18 protein-coding genes are annotated in these 22,423 nt (G+C 70.7%); 9 read left to right on the top strand and 9 right to left on the bottom strand.

Translation table 11 applies throughout. The features are described 5' to 3' along the window. Nucleotides 1-260 precede the first annotated feature (260 nt). Nucleotides 261-1,412 carry a sensor histidine kinase gene (locus ACFWY5_RS21355; RefSeq protein WP_379633800.1) on the top strand — a complete coding sequence of 384 codons (1,152 nt, stop codon included), beginning with the start codon at nt 261-263 and terminating at the stop codon, nt 1,410-1,412. Nucleotides 1,413-2,346: 934 nt separating this feature from the next. On the opposite strand, the gene ACFWY5_RS21350 is transcribed toward ACFWY5_RS21355, so the two are convergent. The 5 genes from ACFWY5_RS21350 to ACFWY5_RS21330 all read right to left on the bottom strand — a co-directional run bounded on the left by ACFWY5_RS21350 (nt 2,347) and on the right by ACFWY5_RS21330 (nt 5,985). Continuing rightward, nucleotides 2,347-2,979, bottom strand: coding sequence for a VC0807 family protein (locus ACFWY5_RS21350; protein WP_379627709.1), 633 nt, complete (start codon nt 2,977-2,979; stop codon nt 2,347-2,349). A gap of 214 nt (nt 2,980-3,193) precedes the next feature. Beyond that, nucleotides 3,194-3,844 (bottom strand): leucine efflux protein LeuE, encoded by a 651-nt coding sequence (gene leuE, locus ACFWY5_RS21345; RefSeq protein ID WP_379627711.1) that lies wholly within the window; start codon nt 3,842-3,844, stop codon nt 3,194-3,196. A 29-nt stretch (nt 3,845-3,873) separates the two neighbouring features. Continuing rightward, nucleotides 3,874-4,437, bottom strand: a complete 564-nt coding sequence (locus ACFWY5_RS21340; RefSeq protein ID WP_379633798.1) for an AAA family ATPase — start codon at nt 4,435-4,437, stop codon at nt 3,874-3,876. Continuing rightward, the gene (locus ACFWY5_RS21335) at nt 4,412-5,596 is read right to left on the bottom strand and encodes a serine hydrolase domain-containing protein (protein WP_379627715.1); all 1,185 of its coding nucleotides are present in this window, start codon (nt 5,594-5,596) and stop codon (nt 4,412-4,414) included. Before ACFWY5_RS21335 ends, ACFWY5_RS21340 begins: the two co-directional genes overlap by 26 nt. A 32-nt stretch (nt 5,597-5,628) precedes the next feature. Further along, entirely contained in the window at nt 5,629-5,985 is a 357-nt protein-coding gene (locus ACFWY5_RS21330) for a winged helix-turn-helix transcriptional regulator (RefSeq protein ID WP_379627717.1), read from the bottom strand. Nucleotides 5,986-6,093: 108 nt separating this feature from the next. On the opposite strand from ACFWY5_RS21330, the gene ACFWY5_RS21325 reads away from it, so the two are divergent. From ACFWY5_RS21325 to ACFWY5_RS21310, 4 genes are all read left to right on the top strand, one after another. After that, complete coding sequence (locus tag ACFWY5_RS21325) at nt 6,094-6,468, top strand: hemerythrin domain-containing protein (protein WP_379627719.1); 375 nt, start codon at nt 6,094-6,096, stop codon at nt 6,466-6,468. 100 nt (nt 6,469-6,568) lie between these two features. Further along, entirely contained in the window at nt 6,569-8,650 is a 2,082-nt protein-coding gene (locus tag ACFWY5_RS21320) for a cellulase family glycosylhydrolase (RefSeq protein WP_379633796.1), read from the top strand. A gap of 96 nt (nt 8,651-8,746) precedes the next feature. Continuing rightward, on the top strand, nt 8,747-9,544 hold the full coding sequence (locus ACFWY5_RS21315; RefSeq protein WP_379625925.1) for a MerR family DNA-binding transcriptional regulator: 798 nt from the start codon (nt 8,747-8,749) through the stop codon (nt 9,542-9,544). 21 nt (nt 9,545-9,565) lie between these two features. Continuing rightward, nucleotides 9,566-12,754, top strand: a complete 3,189-nt coding sequence (locus tag ACFWY5_RS21310; protein ID WP_379633794.1) for a BTAD domain-containing putative transcriptional regulator — start codon at nt 9,566-9,568, stop codon at nt 12,752-12,754. On the opposite strand, the gene ACFWY5_RS21305 is transcribed toward ACFWY5_RS21310, so the two are convergent. The 4 genes from ACFWY5_RS21305 to ACFWY5_RS21290 are packed head-to-tail and all read right to left on the bottom strand — an operon-like array spanning nt 12,727 to nt 16,442. Further along, nucleotides 12,727-14,265 (bottom strand): CocE/NonD family hydrolase, encoded by a 1,539-nt coding sequence (locus ACFWY5_RS21305; RefSeq protein WP_379633792.1) that lies wholly within the window; start codon nt 14,263-14,265, stop codon nt 12,727-12,729. The genes ACFWY5_RS21310 and ACFWY5_RS21305 overlap by 28 nt on opposite strands. After that, nucleotides 14,262-15,014, bottom strand: coding sequence for an ABC transporter permease (locus tag ACFWY5_RS21300; RefSeq protein WP_379625919.1), 753 nt, complete (start codon nt 15,012-15,014; stop codon nt 14,262-14,264). Before ACFWY5_RS21300 ends, ACFWY5_RS21305 begins: the two co-directional genes overlap by 4 nt. Continuing rightward, nucleotides 15,011-15,910, bottom strand: coding sequence for an ATP-binding cassette domain-containing protein (locus ACFWY5_RS21295; protein ID WP_379633790.1), 900 nt, complete (start codon nt 15,908-15,910; stop codon nt 15,011-15,013). The genes ACFWY5_RS21300 and ACFWY5_RS21295 overlap by 4 nt, the downstream gene beginning before the upstream one ends. A 52-nt stretch (nt 15,911-15,962) precedes the next feature. After that, a complete protein-coding gene (locus ACFWY5_RS21290; RefSeq protein ID WP_379633787.1) occupies nt 15,963-16,442 on the bottom strand; it encodes an Lrp/AsnC family transcriptional regulator in 480 nt (159 codons plus the stop codon). 93 nt (nt 16,443-16,535) lie between these two features. Here ACFWY5_RS21290 and ACFWY5_RS21285 point away from each other — a divergent pair, with 93 nt between their 5' ends. From ACFWY5_RS21285 to ACFWY5_RS21270, 4 genes are all read left to right on the top strand, one after another. Beyond that, complete coding sequence (locus tag ACFWY5_RS21285) at nt 16,536-17,210, top strand: nitroreductase family protein (RefSeq protein WP_379633785.1); 675 nt, start codon at nt 16,536-16,538, stop codon at nt 17,208-17,210. Nucleotides 17,211-17,302: 92 nt separating this feature from the next. Continuing rightward, on the top strand, nt 17,303-19,120 hold the full coding sequence (locus tag ACFWY5_RS21280) for a M14 family zinc carboxypeptidase (RefSeq protein WP_379625910.1): 1,818 nt from the start codon (nt 17,303-17,305) through the stop codon (nt 19,118-19,120). Nucleotides 19,121-19,480: 360 nt separating this feature from the next. Next, complete coding sequence (locus ACFWY5_RS21275; RefSeq protein WP_379633783.1) at nt 19,481-21,742, top strand: glycosyl hydrolase family 18 protein; 2,262 nt, start codon at nt 19,481-19,483, stop codon at nt 21,740-21,742. 85 nt (nt 21,743-21,827) lie between these two features. Next, on the top strand, nt 21,828-22,423 hold a 596-nt coding region (locus ACFWY5_RS21270), incomplete at its 3' end, for a carbohydrate-binding protein (RefSeq protein WP_379633781.1).

Here is a 22,423-nt window from a genome sequence, read left to right as displayed (position 1 = left end):
CGTTCTCGGGGTCACACCACCACGAAGGTAAGAAGTCCGCAGTTCACGGCGCATCGGACGTTCGGTACGCACCACCCCCGACTTTCGTCAGGGTCGAGGTACGACCTCCGGCTGACACCATCGATCCTTCCTGTGTCCTCCCGGTGAGTCAGGAGTGCAGGTATCCGAATCGGGGGTGGGGTTAGCCCTACCTTCGTCGGGGTCCTCACACCACGTTCGGCAGGTCCGGGCGCTGCCCGGCGCCCGCTACCGTCGAGGGCGTGAACCACCTCCGCCGATCCGGCCGCCAGGTCGGCTACGACGTGCTCCTCTGGGCGGCCCTGTCGGTGCTCGCCGCCGCGTCCGGGCCCGACCCGCTCGACGGCCTGGGGCCGTTCGCGGCCGTGACGGGCACGCGCCTCGTGGTGCTGGCGGCGGCCGTCGCCGTGGGGCGGGCCTGGCCGGTGGCCGCGGTCGTGCTCGTCACCCTGGCCTCGCCCTGGGACCTGGAGATGGGCTTCGCCACGCTCGACCTCGGCTGGCTGCCGGGGATGGGGAGCACGAAGGTCATCCCGATGACCCTGCTGTCGCTGGGCCTGTTCTGGTACGCCTACCTGGCCGGGCGCCAGGTCGAGCGGGTCCGGTGGGCGGTGGCCGCCTTCGCCGGGATCGCGGCGGGCGGATGCGTGCTGGTACTGGCCGAAGGCGGGCGGGCCGAGCAGTGGATCGCCATGGTGACCGGGCTGCTGGGCACGTACGCGGTGCCGTACCTGATCGGGGGGTTGCGGAGCAGGCTGCGCACCCAGCGCGCGCGGGCGCAGGCGGCGGCCGAGTCGCAGGCGCGCATGCGCGAGCGCACCAGGATCGCCCACGACATGCACGACTCCCTCGGCCACGACCTGGCGCTCATCGCGGTGCGCGCGGCGGGGCTCGAACTGTCACCGGGGCTGACGCCCGCGCAGGTCAAGGCGGCGGGGGAACTGCGCGTGGCCGCGGCGGACGCGACCGAGCGGCTGCGCCAGATCATCGGGCTGCTGCGCGAGCAGGGTGCGAGCGCGCCGCTCGACCCGGTGGGCGAGAGCGTGGCGGAACTGGTCGAGCGGGCGCGCGCCTCGGGCATGGAGATCACGTTGCGGCTGACGGCCGAGCCGCCGCTGGCGCACCGCGTGGTCCAGGAGGGGCTGACGAACGCGGCCAAACACGCGCCGGGCGCGCCCGTGACGGTGACGGTCGAGGAGTCGCGGGTCAGCGTCGCCAACGGGGCGCCGCGCGGGCGGGCCACCGCGATCGGCGGCGGCACCGGCCTGACGGCCCTGCGCGAGCGCGTACGGCTGGCGGGCGGCACCCTGACCGCCGGCCCGCGAGGCGGCGGGTACGAACTGACCGTGGAGCTCCCCCGCGAGGGGGAGGCGCATCCCCGCACAGCGGGATGAGCCGGGCGGCCCGCCGCGGCACGATCGGTGCATGACCAGTGAACGAGCCGGTATAGGCCGGGTCACCGCCGCGATCGTCGCGATGGCCGCCATGCTCCCCTACCTCACGATCAAGCTGCTCTGGCTGGCGGGCAACCCCGTCGGCGTCTCCGATCCGGCCTTCCTCGCCAATCCGGTCATGGTCGCCATGAACGCCATGACGTTCGGCATGGACCTCGTGGGGCTGGTGCTGGCGCTGTCGTTCACCCTGCGGTGGGGGATGCGGCTGCCCGCCTGGCTCGTGCTGCTGCCCATCTGGGTCGGCATCGGCCTGCTCTCGGTGATCCTGGTGACGGCGCCGGCGGGCGTACTGATCGAGGGCCTGTCGATCTTCCCCGCGGACGGGCCGATCGCGCCGTGGGTGTACATGGCGGTCTACGGCGGGTTCATCGGCCAGGCGGTGGGGCTGAGCACGGCCTTCGCCCTCTACGCCCGCGACCGCTGGCCGGGGGCGTTCCGCGCGGTCCGGCCGGCGCCGAGCGCGACGCTGCCGCTCCAGCGGCTCATGGCCTACGGCGCGCTCGCCGTGTCGCTGCCGCTCGCCGGCATCAAGCTCTTCTGGGCCTTCGGCGGCACGTTCGGCCTGCCCCCGGAGATGGTGGCGGCTTCCGGCACGGTCGCCTTCCTGCAGAACGGACTGAAGGGCGCGCTCATCCTCGCCGGCGCGCTCGCCCTGCTCGCCATGGTCAAGGGGTACGGCGGGCGCGCCCTGGCCATCGCCTGGGTGGGCTCCGGTTCCATGTTCGGCTGGGGACTCTACAGCCTGATCGTCACCCTGAGCGCGGGCCCGCTCGCCGGGCCGATGGCCATGCCGGTGCCGGACCTGGTGGAGCTGTTCGCGACGCTCACCGGCCTGGTGATGGCCTGCTGCGGCGCGATCGTGCTGGCGGAGCGCTCAGGCGTGGGCGACGTGCATGCGGCGCAGGACCCGCTTGAAGGCCAGGACGGAGAAGGCGATCGCCGAGCCGCTGATCAGCGCGACCACGCCGGTGCGGACCAGCATGTACCCCTGGAGCTGGGACTCGTTGAGCGCCAGCCAGATGCTCACCGTTGAGTTGGCCAGCAGCACGAAGCCCCACAGCAGCGTGATCCTGGCGAAGAACCTGCGCATCCGCGCGTGCTTGAGCACCACGGACGGCAGCGGGACGTAGTCGAGGGTGAGCTTCTGCACAAGCGGCTTGTTCAGCCGGACCGAGGCCAGGAAGACCACGCTGATGCAGATGGTGCCGAGCTCCGGCTGGATGGCCCAGTAGTGCCAGTCGCCGGTCCAGAAGGAGACCGCCGTCCTGAACGACAGCGCCAGCGCCGCCATCCACATCGTGGCCGGGACCTTGGCCCGCCGCGCCAGCCGCCAGACCAGTCCGCCGAACAACCACGCCAGGCCCGCGAACAACGCGCCCTGCGTGCCCAGCAGCCACACGCTGGCATACACGATGACCAGCGGCGCCACGACCGCCTCCAGCAGCTTCGGCACCGCGTCGCGGGCGAGCGTGGTCAGGCGAGGCAGGGTGATCGGAGGGTGGTTCAAGGCTGCTCCGCAGGTAGGCCGAGATCCTATGACTACCCGGGCAGCGGGGAACCGGGCTTGCCGAACGGATCGGTCGGTGTAACGGCACGGACACCTCGGCACGCCGGGCAGCGCGCCGGTGGCCAACCGTACCTGACCCGCCTGAGTGCGACTGCCTCTTTTGCCACGTTCCACGCGAAGGCTACATACGCCTCACCAGGTCGATAGGCCGACCTTACCCCAGCGATGTGGTGGCCAGCTTGGCCCCGAACCCCAGGAACAACGCCCCCACACCGCTCGTCAGCCCGGCCGACAACTTGCGCCGCGAACGGAACTGCCCGGCCAGGAAGGTCCCGCTGAAGATCAGCATGGTCAGGTAGAGGACGCTGAACAACTGGACGATCGCGCCCAGGATGAGGAACGAGAACGCCGGTGCGGCGTACCCGGGGTCCACGAACTGGATGAAGAAGGAGACGAAGAACAGGATCGCCTTCGGGTTCAGCAGGCTGACCACCAGGGCCTTGCGGAACGGGTTGACGCGGTCGACCGGCTCGGCGGTGTCGACCGTCCCGGCCTCGGGAGCGCGCCAGGCTCGCCAGGCGCCGCGCAGCATCTGGAAGCCGATCCAGGCCAGGTAGCCGGCTCCGGCGTACTTGACGATCGTGAACAGCAGCGGGTTCGACTTCAGGAGCGAGGCGGCGCCGGCGGCGGCCAGCAGCATGAGCACCGAGTCGCCGACGAACACGCCGGCGGCGGCGCGGTAGCCCTGCTTCACGCCGCGCTGGGCGGCCAGGCTGAGGACGTAGAGGGAGTTCGGTCCTGGCAGCAGGATGATGAAGAACGCACCGGCCACGAAGGTCCAGAGGTCAGTGATGCCGAAGTACATGGCTGCGAGCTCCTGAAAGACGGGATAATTCAGGATAGGGGGAGGTTGTCAAGGAGGAAGCGCGTTCTGACCTCGACCGGAGCCTTCGGCAGCGTCACCAACTCGTAGCCGTAGTCCTCGTAGGCCCCGGTCACCGCCGTGTAGGTGCGCTCCGCCTCCTCCACCGACTGCTTGCGCTCGGCGTCGTTGCGGAAGATCTCCGGCCAGGGCGGGGCGGCGAAGACGCGCCGGTGGTAGCGGTGGCGCAGCGCCGCCCGGTGCACGTGGTCCGGCACCGGCCGGCCCTCCAGCCGCAGGTAGCCGATCACGTCCACGACGCCGCGGTCGAAGAAGACGGGGCCCGGCCCCAGGGCGGCGGCCGCCCGGTACGAGCGCAGCTCCCAGCAGAGCATCAGCTCGGCGAACAGGTCCTTGTCCGCCCAGGGCAGCGCGCGCCCGCCGATCGCGCTCTGGTCCTGGATGATCGCCCGGCCCGCTTCCTCGGTCCTGGAGTACCCCGCCTCTTCCAGCCGGTCGATCAGGGTGCTCTTGCCCGAGCCCGGCCCGCCGGTCAGGACGACGAACCGCTCAGGGCCGGAACCAGATCCCTCCATTGGCCCGATCGTAACCGAGCGTCCGGTACGCGGCGTCGGTCAGCGCCTGGCCGCGGGGATTGATGCCCAGGCCGCTGCCCTGCTTGTTCATGGAGTAGCCGAAGGCCAGCCGGGCGCCAGGGTCGCAGAAGCCGACCGAGCCGCCCATGCCCGCGTGGCCGAACGCCGACTCCGACATCAGCGCGCCCTCGCTGTCGGCCGCCGGCAGGTGCCGGTTGTCGGTGGACTTCATGAACCCCGCCGACCAGCGCGTCGGCACCCCGAGCACCGCGTCCATGCCCGCCGACTCGGTCCTCGCCATGATCGAACGCTGCTCGGCCGGAACCAGCTCGCCCAGCGACAGCGGCCGGTACATGCCGGCCAGCCCGCGCGCGTTGGTGATCGCGCCGACCGAGCCGTACTCGCCGGCGTGCGACTCCCGGGTGTCGGACGAGGTCATGAAGCCGCCGTCGTTGCCCAGGAGCAGCGCCGGCATGGACGACGGGTCGGAGAACGCCCTGACGTAGAACGACGGCAACTCGGCCGGGACGTCGGCCGGGATCGTCGGCGCCACCCGGACCTCCTGCTCCTCCGGCAGCCCCAGCCAGAACTCCAGCCCGAGCGGCTCGGCCACCTCCTCGCGGAAGAACGTGCCAAGCGAGCGCCCGCTGACCCGCCTGACGATCTCGCCAACCAGGAAGCCGAAGGTCAGCGCGTGGTAGCCGTGCCGGGTCCCCGGCTCCCAGAACGGCTCCGCCACGGCCAGCCGCTCGGCCATCAGTTTCCAGTCGTGGAACGCGCCCGCGGGCAGCGGCTCGCGCAGCACCGGCAGACCGGCCTGGTGGGCGAGCACGTGCCTGACGAGGGTGGCGCCCTTGCCGGCGGCGCCGTACTCCGGCCAGTAGCGGATGACCGGGGCGTCGAGATCGAGTTCGCCGCGGGCGGCGAGCAGGTGGGCGCACAGCGCGGTGGCGCCCTTCGTGCACGACCAGACGTGGCCGATGGTGTCGTGGAGCCAGGGCGTCCCCGGAGCGGCCTCGCCGCCCCACAGGTCGACGACGACCTCGCCGTCGACCATCACGCAGACCGAAGCGCCGATCTCGCCGCGCTCGGCGAGGTTGCGCTCGAACTCCTCCCGGACCAGGGAGAACCGGGGATCGCAGGTGCCTTGTACCGTCATTCCCTGACTTGACCACCGAAGCGGGCTCGCGTCTACACCTTGTCGTACGCCGCCCGCGCCCGATCGATCTCGTCCAGGTGCTGGTGGGCCCAGCCGACCAGAGCGCCCACGATCTCCCGCAGCGTGCAGCCCAGCGGCGTCAGGTCGTAGTCCACGTGGGGCGGGATGACCGGGTGGACCGTCCGCCTGACCAGCCCGTCGCGCTCCAGGCCGCGCAGGGTGACGGTGAGCATGCGCTGGCTGATGCCCGGGATGGCCCGGCGCAGCTCGGTGAAGCGGTGGGTGCCGGTGCTGAGGTTGTAGAGCACGACCGTGGACCACTTGTCGCCCACGCGGTCGAGCACCTCGCGGGCGCGGCAGTTGGCCTCGGTCTCCGTCAGGTACTCCACGGTTCTCTCCAGGTAACTAACGCAGGAAAAAGTGCGATCTATGCGCTTACCACGACGGTAATCCATCATGCCCTTAGTTACTAGAAAGAACCGTGAAGGAGTGCCCCGATGTCCCGAGACCATGCCATGGTCCGCGAGCTGATCGCCGTCCACGACGGTCTGCGCCGGGAGTTGAAGGAACTGCGCGGCGCGAGCGAGATCACCGGTGATCTGCGGGTGCGCTGCATGTACTACTGCCACCACGTCGAGATGCACCACACCGTCGAGAGCCACTACCTGTTCACCACCCTGCGGGCCCGCTTCCCCGAGTCCGCCGAGGTCATCGACCGTCTTGAGCGCGAGCACGGCAAGGTCGCCGAGATCCTCGCCGCCATCGAGCGGGCCGCGGACTTCCGCGAGGACCTCGAACGGCTGGCCGGCGAACTGCTGGCCCACCTCGACTACGAGGAGGAGCAACTGGCTCCCTTGTTGTCACGGCTGTAGAGGCGCTTGTCAAATTGGGTCTTGTTCCGGACAGACGTCGGATCTATTCTCCGTGTGCTCGTTAGTTAAGTTTCCTAATGAACGAGTAGGAGCGGACCCCATGCATCGTTCAACGCGGCTGATCACTCTGGCCGCCGTCTGTCTGGCCCTCTTACCCGCACTGCCCGCCGAAGCCGCGCCCACCCGGCTTGAGGCGGAGAACGCCACGATCTCGCAGGGTGCCGTCGAGTCCAACCACGCCGGCTTCTCCGGTACGGGCTTCGTCAACGGCGACAACGTGGCGGGGCCGTACGTGGAGTGGACCTTCAACGCCCCCTCCGCGGGCACCGCCACCCTGGCCCTCCGTTACGCCAACGGCACCACCGCCAACCGCCCCAGTGACATCTCCGTCAACGGCGCCCTGATCGCCGACGACCGCGCCTTCAACCCCACCGGCGCCTGGAGCACCTGGGCCACCGCCACGCTGACCGCACCGGTCGTGGCCGGCGCGAACACGATCAGGGCCACGGCCTCCGCCACCGGCGGCAACCCGAACTGGGACTACCTGGACGCCGAGGTCGCCGCCACGCCCGGCAACGATCACCAGGCCGAGGACGCCACGATCACCCAGGGCGTGGTGGAGTCCAACCACGCCGGGTTCACCGGCACCGGCTTCGTCAACTACGACAACGTCACCGGTTCCGCCGTCGAGTTCACCGTGAACGCGGCCGCCGCCGGCAACGCCACCCTGACCTTCCGCTACGCCAACGGCACCACTGTCAACCGCCCGATGTCCATCAGCGTCAACGGCAGCGCCCAGACCAAGGACTTCCCCGGCACCGGCGCGTGGAGCACCTGGCAGGAGGTCCAGGTCAACGCCGCCCTGAACGCGGGCGCCAACACCGTCAGGGCCACCTCGACCACCGCCAACGGCGGCCCCAACCTCGACCGCCTCAGCGTCGGCGTCACCGGCCCGCCCGACACCGAGAAGCCCACCGTCCCCGGCAACCCGCGCTCGACCGGGACCACATCCAGCTCGATCTCGCTGGCCTGGAACGCCGCCACGGACAACAGCGGCTCGATCAAGGACTACCGGGTACGCGAGGGTGACACCGTCGTCGCCACCGTCACCGGCACCACGGCCACCGTGACCGGCCTGGCCGGATCCTCCACGCACACCTACACCGTGACCGCGCGCGACCCGTCGAACAACGAGTCCGACCGCAGCGCCGCCGTCACCGCCACCACCCAGCCGCCCACCAGCGGCGGCACCCCGGTCGAGGCCAACGGCCAGCTCAGGGTCTGCGGGCTCAAGCTCTGCAACGAGAACGGCAAGCAGATCCAGCTGCGCGGCATGAGCAGCCACGGCATCCAGTGGCACTACGACTGCCTCAACACCGCCTCGCTCAACGCCCTGGCCGACGACTGGAAGTCGGACGTCCTGCGCATCTCCATGTACATCCAGGAGGGCGGCTACGACACCAACCCCCGGGCGTTCACCGACCGGGTGCACAACCTGATCGAGCAGGCCACCTCCCGCGGCATGTACGCCATCGTCGACTGGCACATGCTCAACCCCGGTGACCCGTTCGCCCAGAACAACCTCAACAAGGCCAAGACGTTCTTCACCGAGATCGCCCAGCGCCACAACAACAAGAAGAACCTGCTCTACGAGGTCATGAACGAGCCCAGCGGCGTCGCCTGGTCGCGCATCCGCGACTACGCGCACCAGATCATCCCCGTGATCAGGGCCAACGACCCCGAGAGCACGATCCTGGTCGGCACCCGCGCGTGGTCTTCGCTCGGCGTCTCCGAGGGCTCCGACGAGAGCGAGATCATCAGCAACCCGGTCAACGCGACCAACATCATGTACACGTTCCACTTCTACGCCGCCTCGCACGGCAGCAACTACCTCAGCACCCTGTCCCGCGCGGCCGACCGCCTGCCGATGTTCGTCACCGAGTTCGGCACGCAGACGTCCTCGGGCGGCGGCGGCAACAACTTCACCAGGTCGCAGCAGTACATCGACCTGATGGCACAGAAGAAGATCAGCTGGGTCAACTGGAACTTCTCCGACGACCCGCTGTCCGGCGCCGTCTTCACCGAGGGCACCTGCCCCGGCGGCCCGTTCACCGGCACCAGCCGGCTGAAGGAGGCGGGACGGTGGATCCGCGACCAGGTCCGCCTGCCTGACGACTTCTAAACCGCCGACTCGGGCGCCGTGCGCGTGGGGATCCGCGCACGGCGCCCGTACCAACGACTGGAACCTCCCCCAGGGGCAGGTCCCACACTGGTTCCCATGATGAACATCGGGGAATTCGCCGAGCTGACCGGTCTGAGCCTGAAGGCCCTGCGCCTGTACGACGAGCAGGGCCTTCTGCCGCCCGCCTCGGTGGACCCGTGGTCGCGGCACCGCCGCTACAGCGCCACCCAGTTCGAGCACGCGCTCAGGCTCAAGGCCGCCCGCGCCGCCGACCTGCCCCTCGCCGAGGCGCCCAAGCTGCTCCAGGACGCCGAGTCCGCGACGGCCACGCTGGCCGAGCACCGCGCCAGGCTGGCCGCCGACCGCGAGCGCCAGGACGCCGCACTCGACGCCCTGGAACGCCTGCTCGCCGGCCCCGTCAGCTGGCAGACAGAGATACGGCAGGCCGAAGCCCAGCCCTGGGCCGGCGTCGTCCTGCCCCCGGACATCGCCAGTGACGAGGAGGCCAACGAGCTGTTCGCCGGGCTGTGGCGGCGCCTGGACGCGGAGGGCAACCGCCCGACCGGCGCGTTCTGGACCACGATCAGGGCCGCCCCTGGCAGCGAGACCGAGGTCCAGATGCTGTGCTGCTGGCCGGTCGCCGCCCTGCCGCCGGAGTCCTGGACGGACGTCGAGCGCGGCACGATCGAGACGGGGCAGGAGATGGTGGTGCGCTGGCGCTGGGACCAGGACGTGCCCATGGTGGAGGGCGCCACCCACCCGGCCGTGCTCGCGCTGCTGGCCGCGGCGCAGGAGAGCGGCGCCGAGGTGTCGCTCGCCCAGGTGCGCCAGATCGGCCTGCTGGAGGAGGGGCAGCCGGTGGGCATGGAGGTGGCCGTGCATCTGAAGTCGTGAGCACCCGGCAGGATGGAGTGCGTGCGCATATCCATCCTCGGCCCGCTGGAGGTCACGAACGACGGCGTCCCCGTGGACGTGGGCGGCGCCCGGGTACGCGCGCTGCTGGCGATGCTCGCGCTGGAGGCGGGTCAGGTCGTCGGCGCCGAGCGCCTGATCGACGCGCTGTGGCCGGAGGAGCCGCCGGCCAACGCGGCCAACGCCCTGCAGACCCTGGTCAAGCGGCTGCGTGCCGCGTTGCGCCCGTACCTGACGGTGGACGGCCGCGCGGGCGGCTACGTCCTGCCGATCCCGCGCGAGCGCGTGGACGCCCACGCCTTCACCCAGACCGTCCGAGCCATACCTGCTGGTCAGGACGCCTGGGCAGCGGGCACAAAAGCGGCTGGCACTAAAACGGCGGGCGCAGAAGCGGCGGGCACAACGGCGGCGGGCACGGGAATGGATCGCGAGGGTGCCCTGGCGGTGGCGCTGGCGTTGTGGCGGGGTCCCGCGCTGGCCGATCTGCTGGCGGTGCCGCATCTGGCCAACGTCGCGGCGGGGCTGCAGGAGGAACGCCTGCTCGCCCTGGAGGCCCATGCCACGGCCGTGCTGGCGCGGGCACCGGGCGACGGTGAGGTCGCCACCCTGGCGGCAGGGCTGAGCGAGGAACTGGCCGCGCGGCCGCACCGCGAACGCCTGGCCGGTCTCGCCATGCGCGCCCTGGCCGCCGCCAGCCGCCAGGCCGACGCGCTCACGCTGTTCGAGCGGGTCAGGGGCGCCCTGGCCACCGACCTGGGTGTGGATCCCGGCCCCGACCTGCGCGCCGCCCACCTCGCCGTGCTCAAGGGCGAGGTCCCGGCCCGGCGTCCCGAGCCGCGCCCGGCCAAGGGGAACGTACGCGCCCCGCTGACCGGCTTCGTGGGAAGGGCCGACGAACTGGCCCAGCTCGTGAGCCTGCTCGGGCACGCGAGGCTCGCCACGATCGTCGGGCCGGGCGGCGCGGGCAAGACCCGCCTGGCCACCGAGGCCGCCCTGCGCGAGGCCGACGCCTGGATGGTCGAGCTGGCCCCGATCGCCGACCCGGCCGACGTCCCCGGCGCGCTGTCGGGCGCGCTCGGCCTGCGCGACGACCTCAACCAGCCGGGCGAGGACCCGGTGACCCGCGTGGCCGAGCGCCTCGGGCGCGAGCGGGCGCTGATCGTGCTGGACAACTGCGAGCACGTGATCGAGGCCGCCGCCGTCGTGGCCGAGCGGCTGCTGGCCCTCTGCCCCGGCCTGCGGGTGCTGGCCACCAGCAGGGAACCGCTGAACGTCGCGGGCGAGCGGCTGGTGCCCATTCCGCCGCTGGAACTGCCGCCCGAGGGCGTGGACGCCGAGCGGGCCGCCGCCTACCCGGCGGTTCGGCTGCTGCTGGACCGGGCGGTCGCGGCGCGGCCGTCGTTCCGTCTGGACGAGGGCAACGTCGGTGACGTCGCGGCCATCTGCCGCCGCCTCGACGGCATGCCGCTGGCCATCGAACTGGCCGCCGCCCGGCTGCGCACGATGACCGCGCGGCAGCTCGCCGAGCGCATCGACGACCGGTTCCGGCTGCTGACCGGCGGCAGCCGTACCGCGTTGCCCCGGCAGCAGACGCTGAGGGCGCTCGTCGAGTGGAGCTGGGACCTGCTCACCGCCGGCGAGCGGGCGCTGCTGCGGCGGATGGGGGTGTTCGCGGGCAGCGCGGCGCTGGAGTCGGTGGAGGCGGTGTGCGGCGGCGACCCGGACGTTCTGGGCGCGCTGGCCGACAAGTCGCTGGTGCAGGCGGGCGACGACGGGCGTTACCGGATGCTGGAGACGATCCGCGCCTACGCGCTGGAGCGGCTGGCCGAGGCGGGGGAGAGCGGGGAGTTCAGGAGGCGGCTGGCGATCCACATGCGGGAGGTGGCCGAGACGGCGGTGCCGTACCTGCGGACGGATGAGCAGATCGAGTGGATCGAGCGGCTGGCGGCCGAGCGCGACAACTGCGCGGCGGCGCTGCGCTGGGCGCTGGACGAGGGCGAGGTCGAGACGGCGCTGCGGTTGTGCGGCGCGCTGAACTGGTACTGGTGGATGTGCGGCTACCGGCAGGAGTCCGCGCAGTGGGCCGAGCAGGCGCTCGCGCTGGCGGGCGAGGAGCCGCCGCCGGGGCTGGCGGAGGCCTACGCGGCGTGCAGGTTCGCGGTCGGGGTGACGATGTTCGGCCGGATCGTGGTGGACCGGCCGCTGCTGAGCCGCATGTCGGACGAGATGGACGCGCTGATCGCGCGGGCCGAGACCGAGGGCCGGGTCCATCCGATGCTGCGGATCGGCAAGGCGGTCATGGCGATGATCGCCGGGCGCGACGAGCACGCCTACGGACTGCTGCTCTCCTACGCCGAGGACGAGGACCTGTGGCTGGCCAGCTCGGCCCTCATGCTCAGGGGCCCGCATGCGAGCGAGGAGGCGTTGGAGCGGGCGGTGGCCGGGTTCAGGAAGATCGGCGACCGGTGGGGGCTGAGCGAGGCGCTGCTGCAGCTGGCCGCCCTGCGGGCCGGCGAGGGGCGGCCGGTGACCGACCTGTACACCGAGGTGACCTCGCTGACCAGCGCGTGGATCAGCGCCAACGAGTCGGTCTCGACGCTGACCAGGATGGCGGTGCTGCGGGCGCAGGGCGGCGACCTGGACGGCGCGGCGGCCGACCTGGCCAAGGCCAGGCTGGGCGTCACCGACGAGATCAACCCGGACGTGCTCGTGCAGCTCAGGCTGGGCGAGGGGATGATCGGCTACCAGCGCGGCGAGTACGGCCAGGCGCTGACCGCGCTGTCGGCCGCCGTGGACATGCTGGCGGGCGCGGCGCCGATCCCGCAGCTCGTCGCCACGGTACGCACCCGCTACGGCAGAGCCCTGGTGGCCTCCGGCGACCTTCCCGGCGGACTCGCCCAGCACCGCGAGGCCCTGGAGGCCATGAGAGGCACGCCCCTGGGCTCGGCGCCCGACCTGCCGGTGCTGGCGACCGTCCTCGGCGGTTTCGCGCTGGCGGCGCTGGCCGGCGGCGAGGCGGAGCGCGCGGCCCTGCTGTTCGGCGCCGGCCGTGCCGATGTCGCGGCCGACACCGACGCCGGGATGGCGGCGGCGCGGGCCGCGCTGGGCGAGGACCGCTTCGCCGGGCTGCACGCCCGGGGCGCGGCCCTGACCCAGGACGAGCTCTACGACCTGATCGGCAACATCACGTAGGACGGCGAGTGGATCGTGGTCAGCCCCTTGTCCGGATTCCTGGCATATTTCGGGAAATTGGATCCGGCCACGTCCACCCTGATCCGATGCCCCGCCCGGAACACCGTGGAGATCCACCCCAGGTCCACCACGACCTCGCCGCCCACCGCCCGGGTGACGGCGTCGGTGAGCAGCTCGGCCCGCCCGTCCGGATGCACGTCGACCAGCTTGCCCGTGACGTCGGCCGTCGGCGCGGTCGTGGACATGCGCACCACCAGCTCGGCCCGCCCGGTCACCTCCACGTCGCCCACCAGCGGCGCGCTCGCGAAACGCAGCACGTCCGTCCGCCCGTCCAGCGGCCGCTGGTCCAGCGGCCCGAACCCGGTGAAGTCCAGGACCGCCCCGCCCACGGTCGGCACCGGGTCGCCCGGATCGGCCGCGAACTCCCACGTGCCGTGCGAGGGCGTCTCGGACAGCACCCCGCTCTGCCCCAGGTGGTACGGCACCCGCCGCGCCGGCACCGGCCACCGCGGCGAGCCGCGCCACTCGTCGGCCCCCATGACGAAGTACCGCACCGCCGGCCCCTCCAGCGGCGTCCCCCGCAGCCAGTGGCCGAACCACGCCAGATGCAGCCCCGTCCAGTCGATCGCCTCCTGGGCGGCGGTGGGCCCGTAGTCGCGCCAGAAGATCTCCCGCCCGTGCGAGATGTGCGTCCACGGCCCCACGACCAGCCGCGAACTCCCGCCGAGCCGCTGGAAGTGGCGGATGGAGGCGTCGCGGCAGAAGTCGTGCCACCCGGTGCTCACCAGGGCGGGCACCTCGATCGCCGCGTAGTCGAACGAGCCGCCCCGCCACACCTCCGCGCCGGGGTCCGGGTGCTCCATCCAGGTGGCGTAGCCGGGCACCAGGTCGTTGATGAGCGGCTGGTCCGACAGCGGCAGCCGCTCTGCCAGCTCCCGCATCCGCTGCGGGAACCGGTCGGGGAAGCCCAGCCCGGCCAGGTACTCCGCCTCCGCGGACGGCTCCGCCGTACCGGATCGGATGCGGCGGCGCAGCTCGTCGAGCGCAAACGTCAGGGCGCAGACGGTGAGGATCTTGCTCAGCGTCACCACCTCGCCCTCGTACACGATGTCGCGGTAGGAGCCTGGGGTGAGGCTGGGCGCGATCGCGCGCAGGCCCTCCGGGCGCTCCTGCGCGGCCAGCAACTGGGTGAGGCCGAGGTAGGAGTCGCCGAACATGCCGACGTTCCCGTCGGACCAGGGCTGGGTCGCCGCCCAGCGGACCGCGTCGTGGCCGTCCTCGGCCTCGCCGGTGAAGAGGCGGAACTCGCCCTCCGACTCGCCGGTTCCGCGTACGTCCTGCACGGCCACCGCGTATCCGGCCGCGACCAGGCGATCCACGTCCAGGTGGAGGCCGGGGCCCGGAACCGTGTCGCGGCCGTAGGGGGTGCGGACCAGCAGGACGGGATGGCGGGCGCCGGTGGGCGGCAGCCGTACCGTGGTGGCGAGTTCGACGCCGTCGCGGGCTCTCATCGGACTCTCCTGTTGTAGGCGCGCAGGGCGAGCGGCACGAAGACGGCGAGGAGCGCGGCGGTCCAGCCGAGGGTGATCCAGACGTCGGCGGCGTCCAGCCCGCCGACCATGAAGCCGCGCAGCGACGCGGCCAGGTGCGAGACCGGGTTCACCGACATCCAGGCGGTCAGCCAGCCCGGCAGGTCCGTGGCGGGGATGAAGGCGCTGCTGCCGAACGTGAGCGGGAGCAGCACGGCCGTGGAGACGCCCTGCATCGCGGTGACCGACTTGGCGATCACGCCGATCCAGGCCGAGGCCCAGCTCAGCGCCATCGTGAACAGCAGCACCAGGCCCAGCCCCGCCAGCGCCGCCGGCGGCGAGGTGGTGACGCGGAAGCCGACGACGTAGCCGACCAGCACCGACATCGCCAGCGTGACCGTCATCGTGCACAGGTCGGCGAGAATGCGCCCGGCCAGCGGCGCCATCCGGGCGATCGGCATCGTCCTGAACCGGTCGAAGACGCCGTTGCCGATGTCGGTGGCCAGGTTCATGCCGGTGCCGATCGTGGCCATCAGCGCCACCTGCACCAGCACGCCGGGCAGCATGTACTGCACCGCCTGGCCCCGGTCGCCGCCCGCCGCGCCGCCGAACAGGTAGACGAAGATGACGATCATGAAGACCGGCTGGATGAGCATGGCCAGCAACTGGCCGGGACTGTTCTTCAGCGGCACCAGGCTGCGCCAGGTCAGGGTGAGGCTCTGCGAGATCATGCGCGTGCTCCGGTGAGAGTGAGGAAGACGTCGTCGAGTGAGGGCAGCCGCAGCGCGTGCTCGGCCAGCACGATCCCGGCCTCGTCCAGCTTCCTGAGTACGGCCGGCGCCATGGCCAGGTCGTGGATCGGGATGCTGAGCTCGCCGGAGCCAAGGATGGCCATGGCCTTCTCCTCGTCCTCGGCCCGCAGCGGCCTGATGTCCAGCCGGTGCCCGCCGGCCATGGCCTTGAGCTGGTCGGGCGTGCCGCTGGCGGCCACCCGGCCCGAGTCGATCAGCAGGATGTCGTCGGCCAGTTGGTCGGCCTCCTCCAGGTACTGCGTGGTCAGCAGCACGGTCACCTCGCCGGCGACCAGTTCCCTGACCACCTCCCACAGCTCGCTGCGCGCGTGCGGGTCGAGCCCGGTCGTCGGCTCGTCGAGGAACAGCACGCTCGGCCGGCTGACGAGGCTGACGGCCAGGTCGAGGCGGCGGCGCATGCCCCCGGAGTACCCGGACGCGGCCCGCCCGCCGGCCTCGGTCAGCCCGAACCGCTCCAGCAACTCCGTCGCCCGCGCCCTGGCCGAGGAGCGGCTCATGCCGAGCAGGCGGCCCATCATCATGAGGTTCTGCACGCCGGTGAGCTTCTCGTCCACCGACGCGTACTGGCCGGTCAGGCCGATCAGCTTGCGTACCTCGGCGGGGCGCTCCGCCACGTCGTGCCCGTGGACGCGGGCCCGCCCCCCGTCGGGGCGCTGCAACGTGGCCAGGATGCGCACCGCCGTCGTCTTTCCCGCGCCGTTCGGGCCGAGCACGCCCAGTACCGTTCCGGCCCGCGCGCCGAGATCGACCCCGTCCAGGGCCGCCTTGTCGCCGTACCTCTTGACCAGCCCTTCGGCTTCGATCGCGTAGTCCATGCCCCCGAGGTTGGCGGGCGGGGCTGGCAACGGGCTGGCAGGCGCCTGGCGGCTAGCTGGCAGCCCGCGCGGCCAGGGGGAGGACGCGGTGCGGTACGACGGTGGACAGCGTGATGACCGTCGTGCTGCGCCGTACGCCGTCGATGGTCAGCATGTGGTCGATGATCTCCTGGATGTGCTCGTGGTCGCGGCCCGCGATGCGGCACCACACGTCACCGGGGCCGGTCACGATGTAGGCCTCGATCAGCTCGGGGATGGCCGCCAGCGTGCGGGAGATGTGCTCGCGGGAGGCCTGCTGCACCTCCAGCGTGGTGAACGCCTGCACGGGGTAGCCCAGCGCGGCGGGGGAGAGGCCGGGGCCGAAGTCGGTGATCACGCCGTCGGCGGCCAGGCGGTCCAGGCGGGCCTGGACGGTGCCGCGGGCCACGCCCAGCAGCCGGGCGAACTCCAGCAGGCCGCTGCGGGGGTGTTCGGCGACCAGCCGGAGGATCCGGAGGTCGAGCGCGTCCAGCCCGGCCCGCTTGGCTGCCATTTTGTCTCCTTATATTCGACTTTAACTGTCAAATCGTCAGGATAGCGGGCAGCCGGTTGTCATATCCGGCACTTATCCGCAGACTGCGTCCTCATGGAGCACAAGTTCCCGTTCCGTCCTTACACGCCGGAGCGGTACGAGCCGGACGAGATGCTCGCCCGCGGCCGCGAGTTCTACGACTTCCTCGACCGGCGCCGCAGCGTCCGCTTCTTCAGCGACGAGCCGGTCCCGCTCCGCTGCGTCGAGCTGGCGGTGCTGGCGGCCAACACCGCTCCTTCCGGCGCCCACCAGCAGCCGTGGAAGTTCGTCGTGGTCGGCGACCAGGAGACCAAACGCCGCATCAGGGACGCCGCCGAGGTCGAGGAGCGGCAGAACTACGAGGGCGGCCGGCTGCCCGCCGAGTGGCGCGAGGCGCTGGCCCCGCTGGAGACCACCTCCGACAAGCGCTACCTGGAGGTCGCGCCGTGGCTGGTGGTCTGCTTCGCCGAGAAGTACGGCCTGCGTCCCGACAGCGGCAAGACCAAGCACTACTACGTCAACGAGAGCGTCGGCATCGCCTGCGGCCTGTTCATCGCCGCGTTGCACGCGATGGGCCTGTCCACGCTCACCCACACGCCCAACCCGATGGCCTTCCTCACCGAGATCTGCGAGCGCCCCGCCAACGAGCGCCCCTACATCCTGTTTCCCGTGGGTTACGCCGCCGCCGGCGCCGAGGTACCCGACCTAACCAGGAAGCCACTAGAGCAAGCCATGGTGCACTACCGCTGAATTGGGCCTTTTCCGGCTGAGCGGAAGTCTTCACTCTCGGTGCAGGCGCGCGTCAACACACCCCCCTAATCGCGCGCCTGAGGAGGAACGAGGTGAGACGCCGATTAACGATCCTGCTTGCCGCACTCGGCCTGTTCTGCCTGACCGGCATTACCGAGGTGGGCGCGGGTGCCGAACCGCCCGCGAACAAGCAGTATCGGGTTCAGGGCCCGGCCGACGCGCGCCAGCGCAGCGCGGTCTCGGGCACCGGCGCGGCCATCGAGGAGGTGGCGGCTGACTCGGTCCTGGTCACCGCGACGTCCGCCGAGGTCGCGGCGATCAAGAAGCTCGGCTACCGGGTCACGGAGGTGCCACGCCCGTTATCCCCGTCCGGCGCGGCAGCGTTTGACTTCCCGCCGTCGGACTCGGGCTACCACAACTACGCGGAGATGAACGCCAACATCAACGCGCTCGTCGCCGCCAAACCGACCATCGCCAGCAAGTTCGTCTACGGCACGTCGTACCAGGGCAGGCAGCTCGTCGGCGTGAAGATCAGCGACAACGTCGGCGCCGACGAGAACGAGACCGAGGTGCTGTTCACCGCGCACCAGCACGCGCGCGAGCACCTCACGGTCGAGATGGCGCTGTACCTCATGCACCTGCTGGCCGACAACTACGGCACCGACGCGCGCATCACCAACCTGGTGAACACCCGCGAGATCTGGATCCTGCCGGACCTCAACCCGGACGGCGGCGAGTACGACATCGCGACGGGCAGCTACCGCTCCTGGCGCAAGAACCGCCAGCCGAACTCCGGCTCGACGGCGGTCGGCACCGACATGAACCGCAACTGGAACTACAACTGGGGCTGCTGCGGCGGCTCCTCCGGCTCGACCTCCAGCGACACCTACCGGGGCTCGGCCCCCGAGTCGGCGGTCGAGGTGAAGGCCGTGGCCGACTGGGTGCGTACCCGGGTGGTCGGCGGCAAGCAGCAGATCAGGTCGCACATCGACTGGCACACCTACAGCGAGCTGGTCCTGTGGCCCTACGGCTACACCTTCAACGACACGGCGCCGGGACTGACCCAGGACGACCGTGACGCCCACGCGACGCTCGGCCAGAACATGGCCTCCACCAACAACTACACGCCGGAGCAGTCCAGCGACCTGTACATCACCGACGGGAGCATCGGCGACTGGATGTGGGGCGTCCACAAGATCTTCAGCTACACGTTCGAGATGTACCCGCGCACCGCGAGTCCCGGCTTCTACCCGCCGGACGAGCAGATCGTGCCGCAGACCACGCGCAACCGCGAGGCCTCCCTGCGTTTCCTGGAGTACTCCGACTGCGTCTACCGCATCATCGGCAAGGAGGCCCAATACTGCGGTACCACGCCGGGCACCACCGTCTGGGAGGACACCTTCGAGACCGACAAGGGCTGGACGGTGGTCCCGGGCAGCGCCACGACGGGTCTGTGGGAGCGCGGTGACCCCGAGGCCACCACCTCCAGCGGCGCCAAGCAGCTCGGCACGACGGTCAGCGGGGCCAACGACCTGGTGACCGGCCGCCTGGCCGGGGCCGCGGCCGGCGATCACGACATCGACGGCGGGCTGACCTCGATCCAGTCGCCGCAGATCACGCTGCCGGCCACGGGGACGCTGTCCCTGTCGCTGTCGTGGTACCTGGCCCACGGCTCCAACTCCTCCAACGCGGACTACTTCCGCGTGAAGGTCGTCGGCAACACCACCTCCCAGGTGTTCGAGCAGCTCGGCGCGGCGAGCAACCGCAACGGCTCGTGGGGCGTGGCCAACGCCAACCTGACCCCGTTCGCGGGCCAGACCGTCCGCGTCCTCATCGAGGCCGCCGACGCCTCGACCGCCTCCCTGCTGGAGGCGGGCGTCGACGACGTCAAGATCACGCAGCAGCCGTAGTCCCCTCCCGACGGCGCGCCCCCACCCGCGTGTGGGGGCGCGCTCTTGTCTGCGCGCCTGCTTGTCTTGCGGGTACGGCGAAGCCGCCGTTACGGTGCGCTTTTAACCCGTGGCGCGGAGTTGGTGACCAGCTGCGGCGATTGAAGATGGAATTAGGTCTTGTAAGGCATGGGTGTCAAGCCTACGATCGCCATAACTCTTAGGAAACTTTCCTAAGAGAAGATCTGAACCGAGGCAATCATGGCGCGCCCCCCACCCCCCACAGCCTGCCACGATCACCATCCGTTGCCGCCCGTACCACCTGCCTGACCCCTCACAGGGCAGGACACCCCCCACAGTTCTCCCGCCGAGGGAGCGATCATGCGGCGTACCCTTCCTTTACTTTCCCTGACCGCGCTGGCAAGTCTGCTGTTAGCCCTCCTCGTTCCAGGGCCCGCTCAGGCCGCCTCGGCCACCGCGGCGTTCACGAAGACCTCCGACTGGGGCAGCGGCTTCGAAGGCCGCTACACCGTCACCAACGGCACCACGAGCACGATCAACGGCTGGAAGGTCGAGTTCGACCTGCCCGCGGGCATCACGGTCGGCTCGTTCTGGGATGCCACCCTGGCACGTAGCGGGCAGCACTTCACCTTCAGCAACGTCGGATGGAACGGCACCCTCGCCCCGGGCGCCGCCGTCACCTTCGGTTTCCTCGGCAATCCGGGCGGCGCGCAGGCCGTACCGCAGAGCTGCAAGCTCAACGGCAACCCGTGTGACGGCGTGCCCACCGACACGGTCAAGCCGAGCGTGCCGGGCGACCTGCGGTCGACCGCGCGCGCCGACACCACGATCGACCTGGCCTGGAACGCCTCGACGGACAACTCAGGGACGATCAAGGAGTATCGGGTCTACGAGGGCGCCGCGGTCGTGAAGACCGCCACGGGGACGAGCGCGCAGCTCACCGGCCTGTCACCCGGCTCCGCGCACACCTACACGGTGAGCGCCGTGGACCCGTCGGGCAACGAGTCGGACAAGAGCGCCCCCGTCACGGTCTCGACCACCGGGACGCCGGACACGGTCAAGCCGAGCGTGCCCGGCGGCCTGCGCTCGCCCAGCCAGACCAGCACCTCGATCAGCCTGGCCTGGAACGCCTCGACGGACAACTCGGGGACGATCAAGGAGTACCGCGTCTACCAGGGCGCCACCCTGAAGACCACCTCCACGACGACGAGCGCCACGGTCGGCGGCCTGCCGCCCGACACGAACCAGACGTTCACCGTCAGCGCCGTCGACCCGTCGGGCAACGAGTCCGACAAGAGCGCCCCGTTCACCGCGAAGACCCAGCCGGAGACGCCGGGCGGCAGCTACAACAAGGTCGCCTACTTCGTGCAGTGGGGCATCTACGGCCGCGCGTACACGATGAAGAGCCTCGACGCGCAGGCCGCCAAGCTCACCCACATCAACTACGCCTTCTCCAACGTCCACCCGACGCAGCACACCTGCATGAACGGCGTGGACCGGGCCACCACCCCCAACCCGCAGGACCCCAACCAGGGCGACGGCGCGGGCGACGCGTGGGCCGACTACGTCAAGGGATTCGGCGCGGGCGAGTCGGTGGACGGCGTGGGCGACACCTGGGACCAGAAGCTGGCCGGCAGCTACAACCAGCTCAAGAAGCTCAAGGCCAAGCACCCCCACCTCAAGTCGCTGATCTCGCTCGGCGGCTGGACCTACTCCAAGTACTTCTCCGACGCCGCCTCCACCGACGCCAAGCGCAAGGCGTTCGTGAAGTCCTGCATCGACATGTACATCAAGGGCGACCTGCCCGTTTACCAGGGCCGCGGCGGCCCCGGCGTGGCGGCGGGCGTCTTCGACGGCATCGACGTCGACTGGGAGTGGCCGGGCGCCCCCGGTCACGCGGGCAATCACGTCAGCCCGAACGACAAGAACAACCTGACCCTCCTGCTGCAGGAGTTCCGCACCCAGCTCGACGCGCTGACGGTCACCACCGGCAAGCGCTACCTCCTGACCGCCTTCACCCCCGCCGACCCGGTCAAGATCGACGCCGGATGGGACCTGTCGAGGATCTTCCAGTACCTGGACTTCGCCAACGTCCAGGGCTACGACTTCCACGGCGCGGGCAGCGACAACTCCTGGGAGCCCAACCGCACGGGCCACCAGGGCAACCTTCATCTCGACACCGACTCGCCGTACAACCCGGACTTCAGCGTCGACAAGGCCATCCAGAAGTACCTGGACGCGGGGGTGAACCCGCGCAAGCTGACCTTCGGCCTGGCCTACTACGGCCGCGGCTGGCAGCAGGTGGCCGACGGCGGCAAGTTCGGCGAATGGCAGTCGGCCAACGGCGCCGCGCCCGGCGACTTCCCCGAGGAGGCGGGCACGCGCGGCTACAAGAACATCGCCTCACGGGTGCCCGGCTGCACGGTCAGGCACGACGAACAGTCGATCTCCTCCTACTGCTACACCGGCCCCGGCGGCCAGTGGTGGACGTTCGACGATCCCTGGTCCATAGGCAAGAAGACCGAGTACATCAAGGCCAAGAACCTGCTGGGCGCGATGGTCTGGGAGATGTCGGGCGACGACGGATCCCTCACCACGGCCCTCAACAACGGCCTGCGCTGAACACACCCCCCACCCCACGGGCCCGTACGGCTCGCGCCCTCGCCCCCCAGGGGCGCGGGCCGTACGACTCGAAACCGGAGAATTCATGAAATACCGCGCCTTACTCGTCCTGGTCGTCGGATTGATCTTCGGCCTGGTCGGACCACCCGCCCAGGCCGTCGCCTACCCCCAGTGGCAGGCTTGGACCTCCTATCCCACCGGCACCCGCGTCACCTACAACTCGGCCGACTTCGAGTCCCGCCAGTCGCACACCTCCCAGCCGGGCTGGGAACCGCCCAACGTCCCCGCCCTCTGGAAGAGCGTCCAGGGCGACCCGCAGCCGACCGTCCCCGGTCAGCCGGGTGCGGCGTCGGTGACGGCGACGAACAGTTCGCTGGCCCTGTCGTGGGGTGCGTCCAGTGGGACGGTCACGGGTTATCGCGTCTATGAGGGTGCGACGTTGAAGTCGACGGTGACCGGTACGAGTGCCACGATTTCGGGTTTGGGTACGTGTGAGTCGCACACGTACACGATCAAGGCCTACAACAGTGTGGGCGAGTCGACGGGGCGTGACGTCTCGGGCACCACCACCGGCTGCGTGGGCATTCCCGGTCAGCCGGGTGCGGCGTCGGTGACGGCGACGAACAGTTCGCTGGCCCTGTCGTGGGGTGCGTCCAGTGGGACGGTCACGGGTTATCGCGT

This window comes from Nonomuraea sp. NPDC059007 (assembly GCF_042740555.1).
In the GTDB taxonomy this organism is placed as follows: domain Bacteria; phylum Actinomycetota; class Actinomycetes; order Streptosporangiales; family Streptosporangiaceae; genus Nonomuraea.
Note: the sequence above shows the minus strand (reverse complement) of the source record. Positions and strands in the feature narration are given on the sequence as shown.

What these genes read in the sequence shown, in the direction of transcription:
- leuE (WP_379627711.1), bottom strand. Translation starts at nt 3,844, where the DNA reads ATGTACTTCGGCATCACTGACCTCTGGACCTTCGTGGCCGGTGCGTTC.
- ACFWY5_RS21340 (WP_379633798.1), bottom strand. Translation starts at nt 4,437, where the DNA reads ATGGAGGGATCTGGTTCCGGCCCTGAGCGGTTCGTCGTCCTGACCGGC.
- ACFWY5_RS21335 (WP_379627715.1), bottom strand. Translation starts at nt 5,596, where the DNA reads ATGACGGTACAAGGCACCTGCGATCCCCGGTTCTCCCTGGTCCGGGAG.
- ACFWY5_RS21325 (WP_379627719.1), top strand. Translation starts at nt 6,094, where the DNA reads ATGTCCCGAGACCATGCCATGGTCCGCGAGCTGATCGCCGTCCACGAC.
- ACFWY5_RS21320 (WP_379633796.1), top strand. Translation starts at nt 6,569, where the DNA reads ATGCATCGTTCAACGCGGCTGATCACTCTGGCCGCCGTCTGTCTGGCC.
- ACFWY5_RS21315 (WP_379625925.1), top strand. Translation starts at nt 8,747, where the DNA reads ATGATGAACATCGGGGAATTCGCCGAGCTGACCGGTCTGAGCCTGAAG.
- ACFWY5_RS21305 (WP_379633792.1), bottom strand. Translation starts at nt 14,265, where the DNA reads ATGAGAGCCCGCGACGGCGTCGAACTCGCCACCACGGTACGGCTGCCG.
- ACFWY5_RS21300 (WP_379625919.1), bottom strand. Translation starts at nt 15,014, where the DNA reads ATGATCTCGCAGAGCCTCACCCTGACCTGGCGCAGCCTGGTGCCGCTG.
- ACFWY5_RS21295 (WP_379633790.1), bottom strand. Translation starts at nt 15,910, where the DNA reads ATGGACTACGCGATCGAAGCCGAAGGGCTGGTCAAGAGGTACGGCGAC.
- ACFWY5_RS21290 (WP_379633787.1), bottom strand. Translation starts at nt 16,442, where the DNA reads ATGGCAGCCAAGCGGGCCGGGCTGGACGCGCTCGACCTCCGGATCCTC.
- ACFWY5_RS21285 (WP_379633785.1), top strand. Translation starts at nt 16,536, where the DNA reads ATGGAGCACAAGTTCCCGTTCCGTCCTTACACGCCGGAGCGGTACGAG.
- ACFWY5_RS21275 (WP_379633783.1), top strand. Translation starts at nt 19,481, where the DNA reads ATGCGGCGTACCCTTCCTTTACTTTCCCTGACCGCGCTGGCAAGTCTG.